20 protein-coding genes and 1 pseudogene are annotated in these 24,911 nt (G+C 42.9%); 8 read left to right on the top strand and 13 right to left on the bottom strand.

All coding sequences use genetic code 11. From position 1 onward, the window contains the following. Positions 1 to 115: 115 nt before the first annotated feature. From PAT01_RS14985 to PAT01_RS14945, 9 genes are all read right to left on the bottom strand, one after another. Positions 116 to 511 (bottom strand): DUF4019 domain-containing protein, encoded by a 396-nt coding sequence (locus PAT01_RS14985; protein WP_248443452.1) that lies wholly within the window; start codon positions 509 to 511, stop codon positions 116 to 118. Between the two features lie 105 nt (positions 512 to 616). Then, positions 617 to 1,630: an MBL fold metallo-hydrolase gene (locus PAT01_RS14980; RefSeq protein ID WP_138576527.1), complete on the bottom strand. Its 1,014-nt coding sequence runs from the start codon at positions 1,628 to 1,630 to the stop codon at positions 617 to 619. Between the two features lie 9 nt (positions 1,631 to 1,639). Then, on the bottom strand, positions 1,640 to 3,538 hold the full coding sequence (locus tag PAT01_RS14975) for a TonB-dependent receptor domain-containing protein (protein ID WP_138576529.1): 1,899 nt from the start codon (positions 3,536 to 3,538) through the stop codon (positions 1,640 to 1,642). A 211-nt stretch (positions 3,539 to 3,749) separates the two neighbouring features. Continuing rightward, positions 3,750 to 4,484 (bottom strand): DUF5020 family protein, encoded by a 735-nt coding sequence (locus tag PAT01_RS14970; RefSeq protein WP_004587064.1) that lies wholly within the window; start codon positions 4,482 to 4,484, stop codon positions 3,750 to 3,752. A 30-nt stretch (positions 4,485 to 4,514) separates the two neighbouring features. Further along, positions 4,515 to 5,891: a uracil-xanthine permease family protein gene (locus tag PAT01_RS14965; protein ID WP_138576531.1), complete on the bottom strand. Its 1,377-nt coding sequence runs from the start codon at positions 5,889 to 5,891 to the stop codon at positions 4,515 to 4,517. A 76-nt stretch (positions 5,892 to 5,967) separates the two neighbouring features. Next, complete coding sequence (locus tag PAT01_RS14960; protein WP_154945743.1) at positions 5,968 to 7,035, bottom strand: BMP family ABC transporter substrate-binding protein; 1,068 nt, start codon at positions 7,033 to 7,035, stop codon at positions 5,968 to 5,970. A gap of 67 nt (positions 7,036 to 7,102) precedes the next feature. Further along, entirely contained in the window at positions 7,103 to 8,029 is a 927-nt protein-coding gene (locus PAT01_RS14955; RefSeq protein WP_029773012.1) for an ABC transporter permease, read from the bottom strand. A gap of 2 nt (positions 8,030 to 8,031) precedes the next feature. Next, positions 8,032 to 9,135: an ABC transporter permease gene (locus PAT01_RS14950; RefSeq protein WP_154945742.1), complete on the bottom strand. Its 1,104-nt coding sequence runs from the start codon at positions 9,133 to 9,135 to the stop codon at positions 8,032 to 8,034. Beyond that, the gene (locus tag PAT01_RS14945) at positions 9,132 to 10,691 is read right to left on the bottom strand and encodes an ABC transporter ATP-binding protein (protein ID WP_154945741.1); all 1,560 of its coding nucleotides are present in this window, start codon (positions 10,689 to 10,691) and stop codon (positions 9,132 to 9,134) included. Before PAT01_RS14945 ends, PAT01_RS14950 begins: the two co-directional genes overlap by 4 nt. Positions 10,692 to 10,891: 200 nt before the next feature. Here PAT01_RS14945 and xdhA point away from each other — a divergent pair, with 200 nt between their 5' ends. Genes xdhA through puuE form a run of 8 tightly spaced genes read left to right on the top strand, consistent with a single transcriptional unit; the run spans position 10,892 to position 19,949 of the window. Then, on the top strand, positions 10,892 to 12,391 hold the full coding sequence (xdhA, locus tag PAT01_RS14940; RefSeq protein ID WP_154945740.1) for a xanthine dehydrogenase small subunit: 1,500 nt from the start codon (positions 10,892 to 10,894) through the stop codon (positions 12,389 to 12,391). Further along, positions 12,378 to 14,717 (top strand): xanthine dehydrogenase molybdopterin binding subunit, encoded by a 2,340-nt coding sequence (xdhB, locus tag PAT01_RS14935; protein ID WP_154945739.1) that lies wholly within the window; start codon positions 12,378 to 12,380, stop codon positions 14,715 to 14,717. The genes xdhA and xdhB overlap by 14 nt, the downstream gene beginning before the upstream one ends. Further along, entirely contained in the window at positions 14,710 to 15,600 is an 891-nt protein-coding gene (gene xdhC / locus PAT01_RS14930; RefSeq protein WP_154945738.1) for a xanthine dehydrogenase accessory protein XdhC, read from the top strand. Before xdhB ends, xdhC begins: the two co-directional genes overlap by 8 nt. Then, positions 15,597 to 16,097, top strand: a complete 501-nt coding sequence (gene uraD / locus PAT01_RS14925; RefSeq protein WP_154945737.1) for a 2-oxo-4-hydroxy-4-carboxy-5-ureidoimidazoline decarboxylase — start codon at positions 15,597 to 15,599, stop codon at positions 16,095 to 16,097. Before xdhC ends, uraD begins: the two co-directional genes overlap by 4 nt. Next, positions 16,094 to 16,432: a hydroxyisourate hydrolase gene (gene uraH / locus PAT01_RS14920; protein WP_121638312.1), complete on the top strand. Its 339-nt coding sequence runs from the start codon at positions 16,094 to 16,096 to the stop codon at positions 16,430 to 16,432. Before uraD ends, uraH begins: the two co-directional genes overlap by 4 nt. Positions 16,433 to 16,434: 2 nt before the next feature. Beyond that, complete coding sequence (gene guaD, locus PAT01_RS14915; RefSeq protein WP_121638311.1) at positions 16,435 to 17,799, top strand: guanine deaminase; 1,365 nt, start codon at positions 16,435 to 16,437, stop codon at positions 17,797 to 17,799. A 4-nt stretch (positions 17,800 to 17,803) separates the two neighbouring features. Continuing rightward, positions 17,804 to 19,009 carry a urate hydroxylase PuuD gene (locus PAT01_RS14910; protein WP_154945736.1) on the top strand — a complete coding sequence of 402 codons (1,206 nt, stop codon included), beginning with the start codon at positions 17,804 to 17,806 and terminating at the stop codon, positions 19,007 to 19,009. Position 19,010: 1 nt separating this feature from the next. After that, positions 19,011 to 19,949, top strand: a complete 939-nt coding sequence (gene puuE / locus PAT01_RS14905; RefSeq protein ID WP_004587051.1) for an allantoinase PuuE — start codon at positions 19,011 to 19,013, stop codon at positions 19,947 to 19,949. 144 nt (positions 19,950 to 20,093) lie between these two features. Here puuE and PAT01_RS14900 read toward each other — a convergent pair whose 3' ends face one another. The 4 genes and pseudogenes from PAT01_RS14900 to PAT01_RS14885 all read right to left on the bottom strand — a co-directional run. Further along, entirely contained in the window at positions 20,094 to 20,783 is a 690-nt protein-coding gene (locus PAT01_RS14900) for a response regulator transcription factor (protein WP_154945735.1), read from the bottom strand. A gap of 171 nt (positions 20,784 to 20,954) precedes the next feature. After that, positions 20,955 to 22,457 (bottom strand): trehalase family glycosidase, encoded by a 1,503-nt coding sequence (locus PAT01_RS14895; RefSeq protein WP_154945734.1) that lies wholly within the window; start codon positions 22,455 to 22,457, stop codon positions 20,955 to 20,957. A 16-nt stretch (positions 22,458 to 22,473) separates the two neighbouring features. After that, positions 22,474 to 23,712 (bottom strand): MFS transporter, encoded by a 1,239-nt coding sequence (locus PAT01_RS14890; RefSeq protein ID WP_138576559.1) that lies wholly within the window; start codon positions 23,710 to 23,712, stop codon positions 22,474 to 22,476. Positions 23,713 to 23,876: 164 nt separating this feature from the next. Next, positions 23,877 to 24,887 (bottom strand): annotated as a pseudogene (locus PAT01_RS14885) (LacI family DNA-binding transcriptional regulator); the annotation flags it as partial. Positions 24,888 to 24,911 lie beyond the last annotated feature (24 nt).

Genomic DNA, 24,911 nt, shown 5'->3' with positions numbered 1-24,911 from the left:
AAGGCAAAAAATTCGCTATTTAGTTGTTCTAAATGAGAATTTTTTAACGCAGATAGCGACACGTTTAGCCCCTGAAAATCATTATGTATTATTACGGATTGGTATTGAACGCTGGTTATTTAATAAAATAGCCAACCGCGCGCCATTGCCCACTGCTTTTACTTAATGTAAGGGTTTCCACCGCAAGCCTTGCTGAAAATTGCGTTTTAAATTGCACAATAAGGTATTTACCTTGCGGGGCACCAGGTAAAGATGAGTAAGCATTAGCACTTATTTGTTCTCGCGTAGCCACTTTACCTAGTGGCGCACGCACTGTGTTTAGGGCGCTTTTCCAGTTTGCTTTACTTAATTGCGATTTAAATAACGCATCGGCTTGTTGCCAACTTTTTGTGTATTCACCCGCATCAATTAACTGTAACCAGTTTATTGCTACGGGCATATTTTTAGTGGTTTCGGCCCACACTGAGCAGCTTATAAACAAGCATAAAATTAAAATGAGGGGTTTCATCATTCTTCCTTTTAATCTGGCGTTAAAAGTAAATATAGATACTCCAAATTACAACACATTGGTTAAATGGTTAACCCCTAATATTAAAAACTTTTGCAAATAAGTGCCTTACTCTCCTTTAATTTTTAAAACCTGCGCGTAAGTGCAATCGCTCAACATAGAAAAACCATGCGAGGCTTGCTCTTGGCCTATTACAAATGGATGCGCCGCCTCGGGGGCTCTATTTTTAAGTTGCTTTATGCGCTCATACGAACCATCGCGTTTAGGGTGGTTTGATATAAACACATCTACACCGGCCTGCATTGCCACATTGCCAAAACGTTTAGCGGCAACACTGTAAGCGCTAATTCGCTCAATATCAGGCCCATAGTTTAGCCCAGTCCCTCCCCACAGGCTTAGCATATGTTTTTTGCCGTTATCGTATACTGGGAACAACAACGAAATAGTGCCAGGGGTGTGTCCAGGCGTTAAATGAACGCCAATGCTGGTATCGCCAAGCGTAATTGTATCTGCCTCTTTTGTGCTTATATCTCTTGTTGGCCGTTTGCCCCAACGTGGGCTTTCAAAATCAAGCTTTGGTTGTTCTAAGCGTCGCCACTCAACCTCACTCATTACAACACGCGGTTTGTATTTATTAACTAAGTACTCTTGCCCACCGTAATGATCACCATGCCCATGGCTAATAATTAAATACTTAATATCTTCGGGGTTTAAGCCTAGTGTGAGCAAACCTTTTTCAATGTAATTTTTAGCTTGTTCGTTGTTATTTAGCGCATCAATAACAATAAGCCCTTGTGATGTTTTAACTACCCAACTTGCCACTCCACCAGTACCTACATAATAAAGGTTGTCAAACACTTGTGTAGGTTCAATCGTTGATGAGCGCCGTTTACTACCCAACTTTTTACTGCGCTTTTTACCTTCATTATTAGTGCGAACACGCTTTGTTAAATCACGTAACGGGTTTTGTATATCGCATAGGCTTGTTAACCCCGGAAACTCATCAGCGTACTGCATGCCTTTTTCGACATAATCTTGCGCTGTTAATTGTGTATTTTGCGCAATAGCCGGGTACGTAGCTAAAAAGCTAAGTACCACAGCAGATAATATAAATTTTGGCATAAAAACCCCTTATAGTTTTGTATCTATAGCTAGCCAGTAGCGTCGGCCATCTTCTACATAGCCGTATTCATCGTAGCTGGTTGCTTTATCAAATATATTGTAAATACCAAACATAACTTTAACGTTACCGTTTACTTGCCACGCACTGCCTATATCTGCTGTTGCAATAGAAGGGGCTGAGGTTAAACGGCTAGTTATAGAGGCTGCTTCGGTTTCTTTACCGCGGTAATTAGCACGTGCCCACGTATTAATATTATCGCTTACATCCCAGTTAATATTTAGCGTTGCTAAATGTTTAGGTATTTGCGTAAGTGGCTGGCCTTTATTGTCGCCACTGCGTTGCTCAGAAAACGTATAGCTGTAGCTAGTTGCAAGAGTAATATCTGCACTTAACATTGTTTCTATATTTAGCTCAGCCCCATAAGTCACCGCTTTATCAATATTGATGTTATAGCGGTCGGTTTCATCACCACACACTGTGATAGGACATAAAACGGTGTTAATTTTGTCTTCAAAGCTATTATGAAAAACCGTGATATTAGTTTGAAAATCACTGTTAGCATAATACACAGCCGCTTCTTTACTGACGGATGTTTCGGGCTCTAGGTCACCATTTCCATATAAGTCGCCACCGCGGCTGCTTTGGATCCAATTAGGGCTAAGCTCGCGTAAATCTGGCGCTCTGTAACCGGTAGCTACGCCCGATTTAAAGGTCCATGCCTCATTAATATTCCAAACTCCGTATAGGCGTGGACTCAAGTGCGGATCAAACTGCTCGTTATCATCAACTCGTAAACCCGTGGTAATGGTAAAATCGGGGTGTAAGCTCCACTCATCTTCAGCAAATAGCGACCATTGTTTGTTATCGATTTTAGTAATAGTGGCTGCGTTTGTTGTTTTGTCATCAAGCTTTTCTTGTTCAAATGCGCCGCCTAATGTTACATGGTGGTTTTCAAGTGCAATTGACCACTGCGTATTTGCTAAGGTATTTTCGATGGTTATTTCACGGCCTTCGTTTTCAACCGACTCTTGTTGAATATACGAATGCGCAGCGCCCCAACTATAGCTACCTTTATGTGCTAACGACCACGTGCTGCGGTTATTGTTCGTTTCGCTAGAGCTATTTCGATTAGGTAACGATAGCCCCGAGGTAGAAATACGTTTTTGATCGTGTTCGCTGTATTCAAGCGATATCACATCGTGCTGCGTGGCTGTTAAATGCAGTGTACCACTGTAACTTGTCAGCTCTTTTTCACCGTAACCGCGCTCAATTTCATCTTCTTCACGCTCTTGGTAAAGAGCCGAAAGGTTAACGCTTAATAAATCTTTTATTAATGGCCCCGCTGCATATATTTGCCCTTGGTATTCATCACCCGAATTACTGTTTTCTTGCTGTGTGGTTTCTAGGCGAACATTAGCATGCCAATTGTCGTAATTTTTACGGGTTATAACATTAATAACGCCGCCAATTGCATCCGACCCATACAACGTAGACATAGGCCCACGCACAACTTCAATACGTTCAATAGCGTCTAGTGGTGGCAGCCAATCTTGCTCAAAGCCACCGCTGCCGCTTGGTTGTGATTCACGCCCTGACTGCTTTTTACCGTCTACCAAAATAGCAGTGTACTGCGCTGGCATGCCACGCACGCTTATATCTTGTCGCGAGCCACCACCGGTGACCGTAACCCCTGCAACATCGTTAAGTGCATCGGTTAAGTCTTTATAAGCGCGGTTTTCTAGCTGCTTTTTGCTAATTAAGGTAATAGAAGCTGGCGCTTGCGCTAAGGTTTGTTCAAAGCCTGAGGCGGTTACTACTATTGTTTCTATATCATTGTTAGCGTTAGCCAAAGTGTAAAATGGCGCAACAGCAATTAGAGGCAGAGCTAAAGTATTTTTCAGAGTCATTACGTGGTATTTAATTAGTTATTTTGCGTAATGATAACAATTATCAATAACTTCGGCAATTAACATTTCATTAATTTACAATAAAGCTTAATCAATTAAGCTGCAGTTACTCCAGTGCCATTATTAACAATAAGCCAATTTTATTGCGTTTATTGTACAAAAAAGGCTGCATTAACTAGCAGCCTTTTTGTATTCTGTATCGCTTAAGGTTTTAAAAATGCCATTTAACCATCAAATTTGGGTTGTGCTCTGTTTGACCATCTACACCAAACTTATTTTTCCAATATACGTATTCTATACCTACATCAAGGCGACCTGTGTCTAGGCCAAGCATAGGAGCAATGTTGTATTTAAGTTGTGAGGTAAAGTTAAAACCGCCTTCACTTTTACCAAACATAGTGTCGGTACTGTCAACAATATCTAAAAAGCCATCGTATCTAAAGTTACCCTTGTTATAGCCCCACGTTACGGTTATTTGGTTGTTATCTTCACGCTCTATGCCAATATCGTCCTGAAAACGACGGTAATAAGCCACATTAAAGTATTGAAACCCTGGTACATCTAACGATACGCCGCCACCTAATAAGTAGTTATTTTGATCGGTATCGCCCGAGCCATATTCTGTTTGTAGGCCTAAAAACACCTCTTTAACAAAACTGTTTTGTGGCTTGTAAAGCGTTGGGTTTATGTTTAGTTCTCCGTATACTTCATCTGGGTTACTTAATCTATCCATAAAAAAGAAGGTACCGCCCCATGTATGCCCCGATGCATGCTCAATGGTTACTACGCTTCTGTCATCTTCCTCCCCCGAGAACGGCTCGAGGTAATCGGCGCCGGTCATGGCGGTTATACTAAAATCTGACCACAGCTCTTTTGCCGACACGCTACTTGAACACACCGCGATAGCACTGACTAAGGCTAATTTTTTAATTGTTGTAATTTTCATTGTTAATCCCTTTGTTATAATTTTATTAGTCTAGTTAAGATGATCTGTACTTGCTGAATAATTTTCTGGTAAAACAAGCGTCATAACGATGGCGGTTAAACCCGATACCGTTACAGCGCTGCCAAAAATAGCGGTTACCAGCTTAGGCGCATTTATAAACATTTCGGGCACAAAGCTAACCCCTAGCCCCATACCTAAGCTCACCGCAATAATAAGTAAGCTACGACGATTTATTTTTTCGCTTGCAAGAATTTTTACCCCTGCGGCTGCCACTGTGCCAAACATGACAAGCGTTGCACCGCCTAGCACTGGTTTAGGAATATTTTGTAGCACGGCACCAATCACCGGAAATAACCCTAAAATAATCAAAATTACACCAATCCACAGGCCAATGTATCTACTTGCTACACCGGTTAACTGAATAACGCCGTTATTTTGGCTAAAAGTAGTATTAGGAAACGTATTAAATGCGGCAGCAATCATTGAGTTAACGCCATCGCCTAAAATACCTCCGCGTATACGCGCTAAATAGCTTGCGCCTTTTACCGGTAATTTAGACACCGCACAATTTGCGGTTATATCGCCTGTGGATTCAATGGCGGTAATTAGGTATAAAAAGCTAAAGGCAATCATGGCGCCAAAATCAATGTTAAAACCATATTTAAAGGGTAATGGCATGGCGATTAAATCAAATTCGCCCATTTTAAATTTGGCTATACCTAAAATAAGTGCAAGTAACCAGCCTACTAACATGGCAACGACTACAGCGGTAAGCCTTACCCACTGATTTTTGCTAGCATTTAGTAATACCACCAGCGCCACCACCGAAAAGCCCACAATTAAGTTGCTTGGTGAGGCAAACTTTTCAGGCATATTAGTTAATAACCATTGCCCGCCGCCTATGTCGGTCATACCTACTTTAATGAGGTAAACCCCAATGGTGGTGATCACCACACCGGTCACTACAGGCTTAATTACTTTGCCAAGCTTTTCTATAAAAAAGCTAATAAATATCTCTACAAAGGCTGCTAAAAAACACACAGCAAAAATGGTGGCAAGTACTTCATCGATTCCGCCTCCAGTGGCTTTTACGGTAAAACCGGTTGCCAAAATAGTGCCTAAAAACGCAAAGCTGGTGCCTTGTACGCATATAAGCCCTGAGCCAATTGGCCCCACACGGCGAGCCTGAATAAAGGTACCAACCCCCGATACAAACAACGCCATACTAATTAAATACGGTATTTCGCTACCAAGCCCCAACACGCCACCAATAATAAGTGTGGGCGTAATAATACCTACAAAACTTGCCAGTACATGTTGCAGGGCAGCAAAAAAAGATTCGGTCAGCCCTGGTTTATCTTCTACTGCGTAAATTATGTCTTCTGAGATTGCTTCTTGGTTTGACATAGTCAACATCCTTTTAGCGCTTTAATATGGGCAAGGTATACGCCTTGCCCAGGTTTTAATTTAAATACAGTGGCGCTTATTTAAGCTGCCCTTCAACACCCTCTACATAAAAGTCCATACCCAGTAAGGTTTTATCATCAATTGTTTGCCCCGCTTTAGTTACCAGCTCACCTTGCTGATTGTTAATTGGGCCGCTAAATGGATGAAACTCGCCGTTGGCAATTTTGGTTTTAATCGCCTCTATCTCTGCAACAACATTGGCAGGAATGTCTTTACTCAGTGGCGCTAAGCGGGTCATACTGGCATCTATGCCTTTCCATACATTTTGCGATTCCCATTTATCGTCAAGTACTTGCTGCACGCGCTCGGCGTAAAACTCATCCCAATGATGCACAGGCGCCGTAAGGTGCGCTTTTTTACCATAGCCGCTCATATCTGAGTGGTAACCAATCGCGTATATTCCGGCGGCTTCTGCGGCTTGAAGTGGGGCGGGTGAGTCGGTGTGTTGGGTAATAATATCAACACCTTGGTCGATTAAACTGTCGGCAGCTTCGCGCTCTTTACCAGGGTCAAACCAGCTATTAACCCACACTACTTTTACTTTTGCGTTAGGTTTTACTGAGCGCAGGCCTAAAGTAAACGCGTTAATACCGCGTATTACCTCAGGAATAGGAAACGCGGCAATATAGCCAATACTGTCAGATTTACTCATGTGCCCAGCAATAACACCGGTTAAGTAGCGCCCTTCGTAAATACGGTCAAAATAAGTGCCCACATTTTTAGCGCGTTTATAACCTGTTGCATGCTCAAACTTTACGTTAGGAAAACGTTTAGCCACTTTAATGGTCGGGTTCATGTAGCCAAACGAGGTGGTAAATATTAAATCGTGCCCGCTTTTGGCTAGTTGTGTAATAACTCGCTCTGCATCGGCGCCCTCTGGCACGCTTTCTACAAAGGTGGTTTTTATTTTTTCGCCAAATTTATCCTCTAAGTAGCGGCGGCTTACATCGTGGGTGTAAGTCCAACCAGCTTCGCCAATCGGGCTTACATATACAAACCCTACTTTTACGCTGTCTTTTGCCAGCGCACTCGTGCTTAACCCTAAGCTAAGTGCTACGCCAAGCGCTGTTATTAGTTTTTTCATTGTTATTCTCCGTGTTGTATTTTTAATATCCTGTTGAAGGCTTATTGTTACTCTTTGTATAAAATTTTTAATGGCCCTTATGCCAAGGCTTACCTAGCCACATGGGTTCGTACATTTTTAGTTTTTGTTTATTTTTACTTAGCATAATCAGTACTATAAGCGTTGCACCATAAGGCAGCATGGCCAGTAAATTAGAATCCACCGCTAAGCCAAGCGCCTGTGCCACTAAGTGCATAATGCTGGCAAAACCAAATAAATAAGCGCCGAGCATTACCCGCTCAATTCGCCAACTTGCAAATACCACTAAAGCCAGTGCTATCCAGCCACGTCCCGAGGTCATGTTTTGTGTCCAAAGGGGTGTGTAAGCAAGCGACAAGTACGCCCCTGCAATACCCGCCATTGCGCCGCCAAACATCACCGCTAAATAGCGAGTACGCATTACAGGCAAGCCTAAGTTATTACCAACGCCTGGGTTTTCACCAATAGCGCGTACCGCAAGCCCTGCCCTGTGGTATTTAAAAAATAAATAAGCGCCAAGTACTAATGCCCAACTTAAATACACAATGGCATCTTGCGAAAACAGCGCTTTGCCCAGTAGCGGAATATGCTCAAACCCTGCAATTGCTAAAGTAGGTAAGGCATTAATGGTTTTGCCCTCGTAATCAACACCTAAAAATGCCGACAAGCCCGTGCCAAAAATAGTTAGCGCTAACCCGGCAGCCACTTGGCTAGCATTTAAATTGAGTGCTACAAACGCAAATACTAACGACGCCATAACCCCCACAAGCGCAGCCACGCTAAAGCCTATAAAGAGGTTGTCGCATTGGTACATGGTTATAAACCCTGCCACCGCGCCTAATAGCATCATGCCCTCTTGCCCAAGGTTAAGTGTGCCGCTTTTTTCGCATACCATTTCACCTAGAGCCACCAGCAATAAAGGCGTGCCGGTGCGAATAGTGGCGTATAAAATATTTGTGATTACCTCTAAATCCATGTTTAAGATTCCTGTGCGATGGGTGTTAGCTGCGTTTTTTGTTGTTTAAATGGCAGTAACAATTTAATGCGATAACCAATAAGCACATCGCACGAGAGTAAATAAAACAGCATTAAGCCCTGAAAAATACCGGTAATGGCATTGGGTAGGCCAATTTCTATTTGCGCCATTTCGCCGCCCATATAAATAAGCCCCATTAACAGCCCAGCCAAGGTGATCCCAAGCGGATGTAAGCGCCCTAAAAAGGCCACAATAATTGCGGCGTAACCATAACCGGGGGATATTTGCGGCACTAATTGCCCAATAGGCCCAGCTACTTCGCCAGCCCCTGCAAGCCCAGCTAACCCGCCACTTATTACCAATACACCGGCAATTAAAAGCGCGCGTTTATAGCCCGCCATTTTGGCAGCCGATGCATCAAGCCCAAGTACTTGTATTTGAAAACCCACAAAGGTTTTACTAATAAACACCCATGTGGCACACAGCGCTAATAGCGCAAATGCAAGCCCTAAATGAAGGCGAGTGCCATCAAAGATCACCGGCAGTAAAGTGCTATCGCCAAATAAGGCGCTTTCAGGAAAGTTATAGCCGTATGGGTCTTTTAATGGCCCGTGTACTGACCACAGCAACACATTAACGGCAATGTAATTGAGCATAATGGTGACTAAAATTTCGTTGGTGTTTAAACGTAATTTCATAAAGGCAGCTAAGCCTGCCCACAGCATGCCACCGGCAATACCTGCAAGTAATGTAAGCCCTAATGCAAAGGAACTTGTAGAGTCAACAAAGTTAACAGCTACGGCACTGGCGCATACGCCGCCAATCAGTAGCTGCCCTTCAGCACCTATATTCCACACCGACGCCCTGTAACACAGCGCTAAACCATAGGCACATAATAAAATTGGAATGGTCATTACTAATAGCTCGGTAACGCCGTACCAGTCAGAAATAGGCGCTATGAGTAAGGTATATAAGGCATTAAGCGGATCGTGCCCGAGTAAAGCAAACACCACATAACCTGTTATTAAAGTGAGTAAAATGGCTAAAACAGGAGAGAAATAACTCCATGTATTTGAGCGCTCTACGCGGGGTTCAAGCTTTATCATGCCAGCGCTCCTTGCTGTGTTATTTTTGCTGTGTTGCTTTTAAGGTCGTGATTAAAATCGCCCGCCATCCACTGCCCTAATTGCACAAGTGGTACACAGTCGGTATTTAAAATAGGCGAGAGTTTGCCATCGCAAATTGCCCCAATCCGGTCACAAATTTTATAGAGCTCGTCTAAATCTTCTGAAATAACCAGTACTGCACAGCCTTCGTCGCGCAGCGTTAAAATTGCCTCGTGAATGGCAACTTGCGCGCCAATATCTACACCCCATGTTGGGTGTGACATAACCAGCAATTGTGGGTTTTGCTCAACCTCTCGGCCAATAATAAACTTTTGTAAATTACCGCCCGAAAGGCTTGCTGCGTGAGTACGGTTGCTGGGGGTTTTTACGTTGTATTTTTTAATGATTTTGTCGGCGAGTTGGCTAATTTTTTGTTTTACTAAAAAGCCTTTTTTAACTAAACCACTATCAAAACTGGTAAGGAGTGCATTGTGCGCTAAGTCCATATCGGGTACTGCGCCGCGCCCTAGCCTGTCCTCTGGTACGCATGCAAGCCCGAGCCTGCGCCTTTTTAGAGGGCATAACGCATCAACAGTGGTATTTTTAAATTTTATTGCGTTGCTATCTTTTTGCGGCTCCTCTCCCGAAAGCGCTTTTAATAGCTCCTCTTGCCCATTACCGGCAACCCCTGCAATACCGACTATTTCGCCTTGTTGTACGGCAAAGTTAATATTTTTAAGCGCAATATCAAATAACGCCTGCGCACTGGTTGATAAGTTATCGACTGTTAAAAAATCACCTGTGCCAGTCGCTCTGCGCGTTTGGTTACTTATTGGTGTGCTATCGCCTACCATTAAGCGAGCTATTGATTCGCTGGTTTCGTTTTTAGGAATGCAATGCCCGCTTACCTTGCCAGCGCGCAAAATAGTGGCGCTGTCGCAAAGCGCAATAACTTCATGCAACTTATGGCTAATAAACAACACCGAGCAGCCTTCTTTTTTAAGCGAATGAAGGGTTTTAAACAATGCGTCTACTTCTTGCGGAGTGAGTACCGAGGTGGGTTCATCTAAAATAAGCAGTTGAATATCTAATAATAAACACCTGACTATTTCTACTCGTTGGCGCTCGCCCGTTGAAAGCGTAGACACCAATCTATGCGGGTCCAGCGGCATGCCGTACCTAGCCGATGTTTTACTAATTCTGCTGGCAAGTGTGCTGCTATGCCCTGCTAAATCGCCCAGCGCTAACGCGATATTTTGCGCAACTGTTAGGGTTTCAAATAACGAAAAATGCTGAAACACCATACCTATGCCTAATTCGCGGGCATCGGCGGGTTCTTTTATGTCCATTTTGCAGCCATTAAAAAACATGTCCCCTTGGTCAGGTTTAACTACACCATAAAGCATTTTCATTAACGTGCTTTTACCCGCGCCGTTTTCACCAAGCAGGGCATGTACCTCACCATGTTTTATTTTTATTGTTACGCCGTCGTTGGCTATACATCCGGGGTACTGCTTTGTCATTCCCTGCATAGTAAGGCGGTATTTATTGTCCATTATTTAAACCTTTCTTTGTGCTTGTTGGTTAAATAAGCTAGCCTAGAAACTTAGCTGACCAAGCGGTCAACAATGGCATGGTATCTGCAATTAACTTACCAAGATGAAAAAGTTTTTTTCTTACCTGCTTAAAAACAACAAGAAAAAATATACGCCAAGCCTTTACATATCAGGGCTTTATAAAAGTTAAGGGGGTCTGTGTGATTACGTTTTTATTAAATGACACGCCAATAGAAGTAGAAGAATGCGCGCCGAATCTCACCATTTTGGACTGGCTTCGCACCAAAAAAGGGAAAATGGGCACCAAAGAAGGGTGTGCAACAGGCGATTGTGGCGCATGCACAATTTTAGTTGGCGAAGAAAAACTAAATTCAAACGGTGAGCCAGTTTGGCACTATAAAACCATGAATAGCTGCCTGCTTTTTTTAGGTAATGCACACGCAAAACACATAGTAACCGTAGAGGCTGTAACAACAGGGCTTTACCCTACACTTAACGATTTACACCCAGTACAACGCGCATTGGTTGAGTGCCATGGTTCGCAATGTGGTTTTTGTACCCCTGGCATAATAATGAGCATGTTGGCGCTTTATATTAATAACCCGAGTTACCCTGGTAAAAAAGCCGCTATTCATGCGCTAGGGGGGAATTTATGTCGTTGTACGGGTTACAGCCCTATTTTACTTGCCGTTGAAAAAGCTTATAGCTACGAGCGTAAAAATGAGCCTTACTCTGCCATGGCGGCACAATTTAAGGCATCACTAAATATAGGTGATGACATTCCTTGTTTAAAAAATGGACCTCGTACGTTTTATTTACCGCAAAGTGCAGCGCAACTTGTTGAACTTAAAGCGCGTTACCCACAGGCACACCTGGTTGCTGGTGGCACCGACTTTGCCATTGAGCTTAGCCAAAACATGCTATTGCCCGATATTATTATATCGCTTAGCCAAACCAGTGAGCTGTGCACTTTAACCGATAACAGCGGCGAGCTACATATTGGTGCAGCACTACCTTACAGCCAATTTGTTGAAGCGTTTTACACTTACTACCCTGAGTCTAAAGAGCTGTTTGAACGCCTAGGCTCTAACCAAGTACGTAACAGTGGCACCTTAGGTGGCAGCATAGGAAACGCCTCTCCTATTGGCGATCCGGCCCCTTTACTCATTGCACTTAATGCCACTTTAGATTTATTAAGCACTACAGGCACACGTACAATAAACGTGGCCGACTACTTTGTTGATTACAAAAAAACAGTCATTAAAAGCGATGAAGTCATTAGCAAAATTACCGTACCTAAACGCCTAGACTCGTTAAAGCTTGCGTGTCATAAAATTTCAAAACGCTTTGAAGATGATATATCTACTGTGTGTTTAGTGCTGGCTATAGAGCAAACACAAGGCGTAATTAACAATGCCCGCTGCGCCATGGGCGGTATGGCTGCCATACCCAAACGCGCCACGCATATAGAGCAAAAACTTAATGCTCAGCCTTTGCAAGTAAGCACGTTTATAGATGCCGCTAGTGCTATAAATGATGACTTTGCTCCCATGAGCGATGTACGCAGCAGCGCGCATTACCGCACTACGGTAAGCAAAAACTTGCTACAGCGTATTGGTATTGAGTTTTGTGGTGCAAAGCCAAGTAGTAAAAATAATAACAACATTGCCATTACGAGGATTTCACATGCGTCACTTTGAAATGGATAAACTAAAAGCCCAAGGCGGAAGTGTTGGCCAATCTAAGTATCACGAAAGCGCAATAAAACAAGTATGTGGCAATGCAAACTACGCCGACGATAACCCAGAGCCTCATGGCTGCTTACACGCCTACCCTGTACTTGCGCCCATTACCAGCGGCTTTATTAAATCAATTGATACCAGTCTCGCACTGGCAGTTGAAGGCGTTAAACGTATTTTATCGGCTGATGATGTACCCGGTAAGCTTGATATTGGCCCAGTATTTCCTGGGGATGTGCTATTAACCAATCACGAAATTCAATATCACGGGCAACCTGTGCTGGTAGTGGTTGCCAAAAGCTACGAAATTGCGCGCCGCGCTGCTCGCTTAGTGGTTATAGAATGCGAGCAAACCAGCCCCATACTTGATATTAAAGAAGCGATTAAAAAAGAGCACTGGGTAAGGCCGCCGCATTCACTTAACCGCGGTAATAGCGAGCAAGCCATTAATAATGCAGCCCACCAACTTAAAGGTGAAATACACATAGGCGGGCAAGAACACTTTTACCTTGAGGGGCAAATAGCACTTGCTCAGCCCGACAACGATGGCGGTATTCATGTGCAATGTTCTACGCAGCACCCAACAGAGGTGCAGCACTTAGTTGCTAAAATTTTAAAAAAGCCATTTAGCTTTGTAAACGTAGAAACCCGCCGTATGGGCGGAGCCTTTGGCGGTAAAGAAACCCAAGGCGCGCCGTGGGCTTGCCTTGCTGCCCTTGCTGTTTACTACCTTGGCTGCGCCGTTAAAATGCGCCTAGCCCGCAGCGACGACTTTAAACTTACCGGTAAACGCCATCCATTTTATAATCAATACCATGTAGGGTTTGACGAAAATGGCCTGATTGAAGGCGCTGATGTAACTGTAAATGGATTTTGTGGTTATTCGCCTGATTTATCTGATGCCATTGTCGACCGCGCAATGTTTCATGCCGATAACGCTTATTACTACCCAGCTGCCACCATTAAAGGGAATCGCTGTAAAGTAAACACCGTAAGCCACACCGCATTCAGAGGATTTGGTGGCCCGCAAGGCATGATCATGGGCGAGCTGATAATGGACGATATAGCCGCTAAATTAGGTAAAGACCCGCTTGAGATCCGAAAACTTAATTTATACAAAAAAGGCCGCGACACTACGCCGTACCATCAAACAGTAGAGCAGCATATTTTAAAAGATATGATAAGCCAGCTTGAAGAGTCGGGTGATTACTGGGCGCGAAAAAAGGCAATTAAAGCCTTTAACGCATCATCCCCTATTATCAAAAAAGGCCTTGCGATGACGCCGGTTAAATACGGTATATCGTTTACCGTACAGCACTTAAACCAAGCGGGTGCATTAGTGCATGTATATAGTGATGGATCAATTCATTTAAACCATGGCGGCACCGAAATGGGCCAAGGGCTTAATACAAAAATAGCGCAAATAGTAGCCCATGGCTTTGGCGTTGATTTTGACGCAGTAAGCATAAGCGCTACTCGTACCGACAAAGTACCAAACACCTCGCCAACCGCCGCATCAAGCGGGACTGACCTAAACGGCATGGCGGCGCTAAACGCGGTAAATACCATAAAAGAGCGTTTAATAAACTTTATAAGTGATCACTTTGAAGTAGACAGCCAAAGTATTGTATTTAAAGATAATCTCATTACCTTTAGTAAAGGCGAAATTAGCTTTAGCGAACTTGCAAACCTTGCTTACATGAATCGTATATCGCTTTCATCAACCGGTTATTACGCCACGCCTAAAATTCATTACGATAGAGCGAAAGGCGAAGGCCGCCCATTTTTTTACTACGCACATGGCGTAGCACTCAGTGAAGTAGAAGTAGATACGCTGACAGGCGAAAACACCGTAACCCGCGTTGATATACTGCACGATGTGGGCAGCTCAATTAACCCTGTACTTGATATAGGCCAAATTGAAGGTGCCTTTGTGCAAGGTATGGGCTGGCTTACCACCGAAGACTTACAATGGAATGATAAAGGCCAGCTTGCAAGCTTTGGCCCTGCTAACTACAAAATTCCTGCAATTGGCGATACCCCTGCCGAATTTAATGTAAATTTATATAACTCGGCCAATCCAGAAACCACGGTATTTAGATCAAAAGCGGTTGGCGAGCCGCCGTTTATGTTGGCCTTTAGTGTGTGGAGTGCTATTCGTAATGCTATAAGCAGTGTGGCCGATTACAAATACACACCCCCACTTGATACACCTGCCACACCTGAGCGTGTATTAAATGCAATTGAGCAAACCGCTAGCTGGTTTAAGGAGCAGCAACATGGCTAATTTAAATGAGTCGTTTCAGGGTTTTCATACGCAAAATTGGGCGCAAGCTATTAACGAGCACGAACAAAGCGGCACTAACTATGTTATTGCCACTGTGCTTGGCACCAATGGCTCAACCCCACGTGGCACGGGCTCTAAAATGGTAATAAGCGGCGAGCATATTTACGACACCCTTGGCGGTGGACACCTTGAATACGTAGTTATAGAAAAAGCCCGCGAGCTACTTGCCAAAGGCGAGGCAGCGCAAGTGATAGAGCAATTTAACCTAGGCGCAAATTTAGGCCAATGCTGCGGGGGAGCTGCCACCGTTATGCTTGAGTGCATGCAATGCGAGCGCTTTACCCTCGACATATACGGCGCAGGTCATGTAGCACAGGCGCTTATTGATATATTGGCGCAATTACCGATGCGCATACGTTGGATAGATAGCCGCGCCGATGTATTCCCACAAGTTATTCCTAATAACGTAATAAAAGTGGTTGATGAAGAACCAACAGAGCAAGTTAAACGCGCGCCAAAGGCTAATAATTACTTAATATTAACTCATAACCACCAGCTCGACTTTGCACTTACACAAGCCATTATTAAACGCGCTGATGCTAATTGGCTTGGTGTAATTGGCTCAGATACTAAAGCAAAACGCTTTAAACAGCGCTTAGCCCATCGCGATTTTACCACCGAGCAAATAAAGCAAATGACCTGCCCTGTCGGGCTTGAAAATGTAACGGGCAAGCTCCCTATGGAAGTGGCAATATCAATTAGCGGGCAGTTAATTGGCCTTTATCAGGCTATGCAAACCCATGCGCCCAAACGCCAAGGTGTGCAATGGCGTGCACTTAAAAATGCCCTAATTAGCACCACGCACGAGGAAGAAAACGCATGAGTAGCTTAAAAATTAACAACCTAAATGCAGCGCAAGCGCATCAAGCATTAGAGCATTGCTGCGCAGCCCCTAACTGGGTAAGCGGTATGCTAAATACCATGCCATTTGAAAATAAAGAACACTTATTTAACAGCGCACAAAGCGTATGGGATAGCCTAGATGAGAGCGATTATTTAGCCGCTTTTGAAGGCCACCCGCAAATAGGCGATTTATCAACATTAAGTAAAAAGTACGCCGCTACAGCGCAAAAAGCGGGGCACGAACAATCAGGCATGAGTAAAGCAAACGAGCAAACCCTTAAAAAAATGATTGCGCTAAATAAAGAATACCTCAGTAAATTTGGCTTTATATTTATTGTGTGTGCCAGTGGTAAAAGTGCTGAGCAAATGCTTGAACTTATTGAGCAGCGTATACACAACACCCGCAGCACAGAGCTTAATATAGCCGCGGGCGAACAAGCCAAAATAACAAAAATAAGATTGGAGTCATTGCTATGAATAAAAGCCCTATCACTACCCATATTTTAGATACCAGCACAGGAAAACCGGCTGAAAATGTAGCTGTACAATTGTTTTTACTCACTAATAACGAGTGGCAATTAATTGCTCAAGGTAAAACAAATAGCGACGGGCGAATTACCGACTGGCTCAACACAGACGTAGAATTTGCAACCTATAAACTGGTTTTTGACTTAGATAGCTATTATGAAAGCCAAAAAACACCTGCGTTTTACCCTGAGGCGCAAATTACCTTTAGATTACAAGATAAAAAACACCATCATATTCCGTTATTGCTTAGCCCATTTGGCTACTCAACGTACAGAGGCAGCTAATTATGAGCACCCACAACAATAATAAAATGACCGTAATTTGTGCCAACATACTCGATTTTGTTGACGACCCCGCCATAGCAGGCGAAAGCGCCCATCGCTATTTTGAAAAAGGCGCATTAGTTATTCAAAACGGCAAAGTGGTTAACCTTGGTTACGAGCAAGACATACTGCCAAACATTGATAAGTCAGCCACTATTATTCGCCACGATGGTAAATTAGTAATGCCCGGCATGATAGACACGCATATACATTTACCGCAAACCGAAATGGTTGGTGCGTATGGCGAGCAGCTTTTAAGCTGGCTCACCGAATACGCCTTCCCAACCGAAAAAAAGTTTACCTGTGAGCATTATTCAAAAGACATATCTAATCGCTTTTTAGATGAGCTACTTCGTAATGGCACCACTACCGCATTGGTATTTGGTACTGTGCACCCGCAATCGGTAGATGCGTTTTTTAACGAATCTCAAAAACGTAATTTACGTATGATTGCCGGTAAGGTAATGATGGACAGAAACTGCCCAGATGATTTATCAGATTGCGCGCAAACCAGTTACGATCAATCAAAAGCACTGATAGAAAAATGGCACAATGTTGATAGGTTAAGCTATGCAGTAACGCCACGTTTTGCGCCCACATCTACCCCAGAGCAACTACAAAAATGTACTCAATTATTAGAAGAATACCCCGACACCTACCTGCATACCCACTTATCTGAAAACAAAGACGAGTGCGAATGGGTAAAAGGGTTATTCCCAGAGGCTGATGATTACCTAGGCGTGTACGAGCAAGCTAAAATGGTGCGTAAACGCTCGGTATTTGCCCATAGCATTCATTTATCTGAGCGCGAGCTGTGCTGCCTTGCCGATAACAACGCGGCTATATCGCACTGCCCTACCTCTAACTTATTTTTAGGCTCGGGCCTTTTAAATTTAAAGAGATGTGAAGAGCATGGAATAAATGTGGGTATGGGTACCGATGTTGGCGCAGGCACAAGTTTTTCTATGCTACAAACAGGTAACGAAGCGTACAAAATTCAGCAGCTACAGGGTCAAAAGTTCTCAGCATTTAAAGGGTTTTATTTAGCCACCCTAGGCGGCGCGCGTGCCCTTGATTTAGAAGGCACCATAGGTAACTTTAATGAAGGCTGCGAGGCCGACTTTATTGTAATGGATTACGCGGCCACCTCGTTTTTAAAATTCAGAATTGGCCATGCCAAAACCCTTCACGAACAGCTTTTTGCCATGATGATGCTAGGCGACGACCGCTGTATTGAACAAACCTACATTATGGGTAAAAGCGTGTATAAACGCGACCAACAAGCCCAGTTTGCAGCCACACCCACACCCGATTTAGAAGAGGCATAACCCGATGGAAAACTATTTATTTGAGCTTGCTCATTTGGTGTTTAGATACTTTCACGTGGTAGCAGGTATAGCGTGGATAGGCGCCTCATTTTATTTTGTGTGGCTTGATAATAACTTACAAACACCGCCACAATGGAAACAAGATAAAGGCATAAAAGGCGATTTATGGGCTATTCATGGCGGCGGCTTTTACGAAGTGGCTAAGTATCAAAATGGCCCAGAACAAATGCCCTCTACCCTACATTGGTTTAAATGGGAGGCCTACACAACCTGGATCAGCGGCGCGCTGTTATTTACGCTGTTATATTATGTGGGCGCAGATGTGTATTTACTTGATGCCAGTAAAAGTGAGCTCAGTAAGTTTGCAGCTATTGGTGCATCACTTGGTTTTATAGGCTTAGGCTATGGTGTTTATCGGTTATTGTGTAAAAGCCCGCTTGTTGAAAACGGCAAGGCATTTATTGCCCTAGGTGTAGGCTTTTTAGCGTTATGGACGTATGGGGTTGATCAGCTATTTAGTGACCGCGCGGTGTATATTCATGTTGGTGCATTAATTGGTACCTGTATGGCCGGTAATGTATATCACATTATTATGCCTGCACAGCGCTACATGGTAAGCGAAGTAGAAGCTGGGCGCATTCCTGATTCAGCGCCGGGCTTAAAAGCAAAGCAGTGCTCAGTACATAATAACTACGCCACCCTACCCGTTATATTTATTATGCTAAGTAACCATTTTTCGTATACCTATAGCCATGAGTTTGGTTGGTTAGTGCTTATTGGCTTTTTTATTATTGGTATGTGGATACGCCACTTTTTTAATTTAAAGCACCAAGGCGTTAATAAGCCTTCAGTGCTAATAAGCGGTATTGCCGCGTTTTTTGCGTTAATGCTAGCCATAGCACCGTGGCCAAGTAGTTCTGTAAACGCGAATAATGAGCTACAAGCAAGCATAAGTGATGCGCAAGCATGGGATATTATTAATAAACACTGTACACAGTGCCACAGTGAAACCCCTACATCGAAGCTTTTTCAAACCGCGCCGCTCGGCTTTAAGCTCGACTCACTTGCTGATGTAAAAAAAGCCAGTGCACTTATTCATACTCGCGCCGTTATTACCAAAGACATGCCATTGGCTAACATGACAAAAATGACTGATGCAGAGCGTGAAATGCTTAGCACTTGGCTTAGCGCAGTAAAAAAGGAGCAGTAACATGAGCGAGCAATTTAAACATTACCCGCGCGATTTAATTGGTTATGGTGCACACACTCCGCATGCCAACTGGCCTAATAAAGCCCGTATAGCCGTGCAAGTAGTATTAAATTACGAAGAAGGCGGTGAAAACTGTGTACTGCATGGTGATGCAGCAGCCGAAACGTTTTTATCTGAAATAGTCAGCGCTCCCCATGTAGAAGACCGCCACATAAGCATGGAGTCTATTTACGAATATGGCTCGCGCGCAGGCGTGTGGCGCTTACTTAAACTCTTTAAAAAATACGATATACCGGTCACCATTTTTGCTGTGGCAATGGCCCTTGAGCGCCACCCCGATGTAGCTAAAGCCTTTGTTGAAGCTGGGCACGAAATTGCAAGCCACGGCCTGCGCTGGATTAATTATCAACATATAGATAAGCAAACCGAGCGCGAGCACATGCAAAAGGCCATTGAAATCATTCAAACGCTTACCGGTAAAAAGCCCACAGGCTGGTACACCGGGCGCACAAGCCCTAACACAGCAGCCCTTGTGGTAGAAAATGGCTCGTTTTTATATGATGCCGACGATTACAGCGACGACTTACCCTTTTACAGTATTAAAGAAGGTAAGCCACAGCTAATAGTGCCCTATACGCTTGATGTAAACGACATGCGCTTTGCTGCAGTGCAAGGCTTTAATGCCGGCGATCAGTTTTATAATTATTTAAAAGATGCATTCGATACGCTATACGAGGAAGGCGACCCCCAAGGTGAAAACGCCCCTAAAATGATGTCTATAGGGCTGCATTGTCGCTTAATTGGCCGCCCTGGGCGCATTAAAGCCCTTGCACGGTTTTTAGAATATGCTAAATCGCATGAGCAAGTGTGGTTTGCCACGCGCGAGCAAATCGCCGAGCACTGGCTTAAAACTCATCCGTATAATACCAATCCGCAATAGTACTTAATCATTTAGTTATGCGCATTGGTATAATAAAGCCTAGATGTGAGCCGTTAAAACTAAACTCTAAGAGCTTATTAGATTTATCGTAAAACAAAAAAAGCCCAGCAGAGCTGGGCTTAAGGTCACTTTAGGAATAGTGGTTTACTTAGCCATAGGTAATAACACCGATATGTAACGCTGAGCCCAATTTGCTAATTCAACACGGTTACGAGAATTGGTTTTTTTAAAGGCACTGTACAAATGCGTTTTAACGGTGTGGTCACTTATATTAAGTTTATCGGCAATGGCGTTATTGCTCGCCCCTTGAGCAATTAAGTGAATAACCGATTTTTCACGTTTAGTAAGGTGCGCATAATCCCCTTTTTTTGGGGAAATATCTTCTTGTAGGCTATTAAACGAAGAGGCAACCGAGAGAATATCTGAAAACGCTTTTGATATAACCTTTCGCGTAAACCATAACTCGCCTGAGGTTATTCTAACTAGCCCTTTAAAAATAGTTTCTGGTGCATCTGATTTATAAAACACACCATTAAAATGATTTAACAGTAGATTTTTTTCGCACACGGCATTGGGCTCTACATTAAATAAGACAACTTTGTACTTTTTAGCGAGGCAAATTAAGTCGGCAGGCAGCAAATCTAACCAGTTATTTTTATCGCCATCAATTAAAAATAAATCAAACTTATCCCTTTTCTCATTTTTAGGGATCACGTCGTCCATTTTAATATCGCCAAAAATGGCTTGCATGGTTTTTAATATAGTTGTGTAGCTTTCACTGTGAAAAGAAGATTGAAACGTGGTTTTTACAAAAACGGCGTGTGGTTGTAGCATAGATTTCGTCCTTGAAATGTTTACACCACACTACCGAATTTATTAATCACTTACAATGCACCTGGGCATTAATCATACACGGCATAAAACAATCACCAATAATATTTAGTTAATAGTTACAATAATTTAATGAAAATTAGTGAATTATTTTCATATAAAATACTGCTCTGATCAGTCCGCACATAACGTATAAAAGCGTGAGGTAACCCCGTTAGTCCAGCCAAAACCTTGCTGTACTACGTATTCACCGCCCCCTGCTTTTAATTGAGGCACGCACACATTGTATTTTTCTAGTAGGCACTGATTAACAGAAAAGTCGTTTTCTACCATTGTTAGCCAGTTTTGCATTATACGTTTACTAAGATCACTATAACCGTAATTATTAAGCCCTTTAACAGCAAACCACTGCAGCGGAGCCCACCCATTAGGGCTATCCCATTGCTGTGATGTAGAGGTAACGGTAGTAACTATGCCGCCGGCCTTTAAAAAATCGCGGCTTAGTCGCTCGGCAATATGTTGAGCTTGTTGCTCAGACGCTAAGTTAAAAAATAATGCAGTACTTGCGGCAGCGCTTAACACCTTAGATTGACTCGCTTTGTGATGATTATAATCAACAAAAAAGTGTTGTTGCTCACTCCACATGTATTTATTAATCAGTGCGCGGCGAGCTGCTGCGTAGTCGCTAAATAAATCGGCTTGTTGGTTATTACCTAGCAGCTTATTAAACTTACTAAGCTGTTTTTCTAGGTTATAAAGCAAACAATTAAGATCAATGGGTAATATATCGGTTGTTTGTATAGAGCTAAGTGAATTAGGCTCAGCTAGCCAGCGAGAACTAAAGTCCCAGCCAGATTCACATGCAGCACGTATATGTCGATAAAAGTCGGGCTTTTTATGCTCAGCTAAGCCCTCTGCGAGTGCCAGATCTTCTCTCAGGGATTCTGCCCTAGGGGCTGCTTCATCGTCCCAATAACGATTTAACTTGCCACCGCATGGCATTTTTACAACTCGCCTTAGTGCCGTTTTCTCGTTCGTAAGCTCTTCTGCGCCTTGCATCCAAAACGCATACTCTTTTTCAAGCGCATTAACACATTTTTCAAGCCATGCTACATTATTGGTTTTACTGTGCTCGTGCTGCCATAGCAATTCAACCATAAGCGCTAAAATAGGTGGCTGTGAACGCGATAAGTAGTAACTGCGATTGCCATTTGGAATACACCCATAATCGTTTATAAGGTCGATAAAGTTTTGCAGCATATCTTCAACAATTTCAGGTTTATTAGCATCAATTAAGCCGAGCGCTGTAAAGTAGCTATCCCAGTAGTATATTTCCTGAAAACGCCCACCAGGCACAATGTAGCTATGCTTTAATGCTAATAAAGAATCGGCTTTAGGTTTATCAGCCGCCCGTCTCAAACCATGCCACAAAGAGTTAATATAGTGCTTAACGCTTGCGGTATCTGGCTCACTTTGCATACGGAGTAAGGGGGTCGTAATAAAGTGAGCATTTACAAACTCTTTTAATTGGGCTTGATTAAGTGGTGCTACTTGCTCGTAGTGTTTACACGCACTTTGCCAGCTGTTTCGTGCAGTTGCATCTGCAAATGTTTTACAGTCATCAAAAATATGTTGGGTCTGTACATCTTTAAATAACTGGCTCTCAAAAAAATTCATAACAATCCTAAATCAATTATATGCTGGCAGCGTGCTGAGAAATGGCGCGGGTGCGCTGTTTAAAAATAATCACGCTTATAAAAATTAAGCTAATGGGAATTAACGACAGATAAAATGCGTGCTGACCACTAAAATGCTCAAATACGTAGCCTGTGATCATTGAACCAGTTGTGCCTCCAAGTGCTGAAAACACAACGATTAGCCCTGTCATGGCTGCATGCTGGTGCTTTTCTAATGCGCTGAGCATTACCGAATTTAACACTGGATAAATTGGCGCCATAAAAAAGCCAATGAGGGGCAAAACAAATGCAGCTAGTGGTGCATCAAATAGGCTAGTGATTGCTGTATTAGGCAGGTTTTCAGTTAGGGGTAACGTTATAATAATAAGTAATGCCATGGCGACTAAGCATCCGCACAGAACAAAAAACCAATTAATGTGCTTAAGCACCTGCCCCGCAACTAAGCGACCAAACGCTAACGCCGCAGCAAAAATACTCGCTAACTGAATACTTATAGCCACAGGCAATTGTAAAACTTGGTTATTAAAGGTTGGCAGCCAAGTACCTACGCCTTGTTCAATAAGGACATATAAAAATGCACTTATAATAAAAATAAGCACCAAGGGCTGATACGTTAATTTAAGCATGGCTATAAAGTCACTCAAACTAGAGTCAGTTTTATTTTTATCAATTGCAGGCGCAATCGGTGCAATAACAACACTTAGTAATACAATTAAAGTAAGCGCGGCCAACGCGTAATAAACATTGAGCCACGCATTGCTTTGGCTTGGGTCTATAAAGGCGGTAAAAATCCAATAACCACTTAATACACCCACCATAAAAATGCCTTCGATGGTGTTTAAAAGTGACGAGTGACTATTCGCATCTTCGGTTACTTGGCCAATAATCGAATAAACAGAAACTTTGACTACCGCAAAGCCACAGCCTATCACTGCAAATAGCACTTTAAACATATAAAATTCGCTGATCAGTGCGGTGCTTAAGCACGCTAATGCAACGACCGCTAAAGCCCCTAACATTGCGAGCTTATACCCTAATCTAGGAATGAACGAGGCAACAACAAAAGACATTATCGCAATTGATAAGTCTTTAAACCCTTCCAAAACAGACGCCTCAGTTTTGCTAACGCCCAGTGTGTTTATTGCCTGCAAAATGACTGTTCCTACGCTATTTAATAATATTGCGAAAATAAAATAGCTTGCAGCAATTGCTAGTGTGATTTTTGTTTTACTCATAGCTTGCCTTACTTATAACGCAGTGCGCCATAACGATTAAAGCTAACACCTTTGGGTAATTAGCGTGTGTGTTTGTGTCAGTGAACGTTGAGTTTAGTGTAGAATAAAAATCAATGCAATCGTTTGCATTTTAAGTTTTAAAATTTGTATCTACCATTCATAAATCAGCGTTTACTCGATTGGCGAGTTATTAATTCTATATCAATAACTTGAGATTCAACTTTTTGACCCATAAATTGTTGCATAAGCTTTTTAACTAAAAGTTCAGCCGCTAATTGAGTATTTTGTTTAATCGTTGAAAGCGACGGATGGCTAATATCTGCCATTGCTATATCGTCAAAGCCCACCAATGCAACATCATTAGGAATACTGACATAGCGCTCTTTTAACGCCTTCATTGCACCTAAAGCAACCATATCGCTACAAGCCATTATTGCATCAAAGTAGAGCCCTTTTTCGCGTAATAGACTATTAATTTCTTGATACGCCGAACTACTAGTAATATCAATAGAAACAACGTGCTGCTCTAGTTTATGCGTAGATAGCGCAGCCACATAACCACGGTGTCTTTCGCTAATTTCACCGTGCTCTGGGTCGCCTAAAAATAAAATATTTTTTGCACCGTGTTCGATTAAGTGCGCAGTGGCTTGCATTCCACCTAGGTAGTTATCACTGCCTACAATAGGGTAATTACTAGGTGTTTTAGGGTCTCCCCACACGACCAAAGGGATCCCCGCTTTAGCAGCCGCCTCTATATTGCGCTGATCTTTACCTTGCCCAACCACAATAATGCCATCGGCCCTTCGGCCATTAATAAAGTAATTAGCCCAATCGTGCTGTGCCATTATTGAATTAGACAATAAAAGCTCTAGCCCTTGTTGATTAAGTGCAAGATTAATTTCGCTAACCACTTTAAGTAAAAATGGATCGCTAATCGATTGTTCGGTTTGTTCATCTAAGTTAATGATAACAGCAACAACATTTGTTTTTTGCGTTCGCAAGCGGCTTGCAGCGGTGTTTAAACTAAAATTATGCTCTTTAGCGAGTTGTTTTAATTTATCGCGTGTTTCTTGTTTTATTAATGGGTTGTCATTTAAAGCACGCGAAACCGTAGAGGTAGACACCCCTGCCAGCTTTGCTAAATCAGCTAATTTTATTTTTTTGTTATCCATGAAAACCCTGAGCCGCGTTGTATTAAC

It is taken from the genome of Pseudoalteromonas atlantica (assembly GCA_007988745.1).
In the GTDB taxonomy this organism is placed as follows: domain Bacteria; phylum Pseudomonadota; class Gammaproteobacteria; order Enterobacterales; family Alteromonadaceae; genus Pseudoalteromonas; species Pseudoalteromonas atlantica.
Note: the sequence above shows the minus strand (reverse complement) of the source record. Positions and strands in the feature narration are given on the sequence as shown.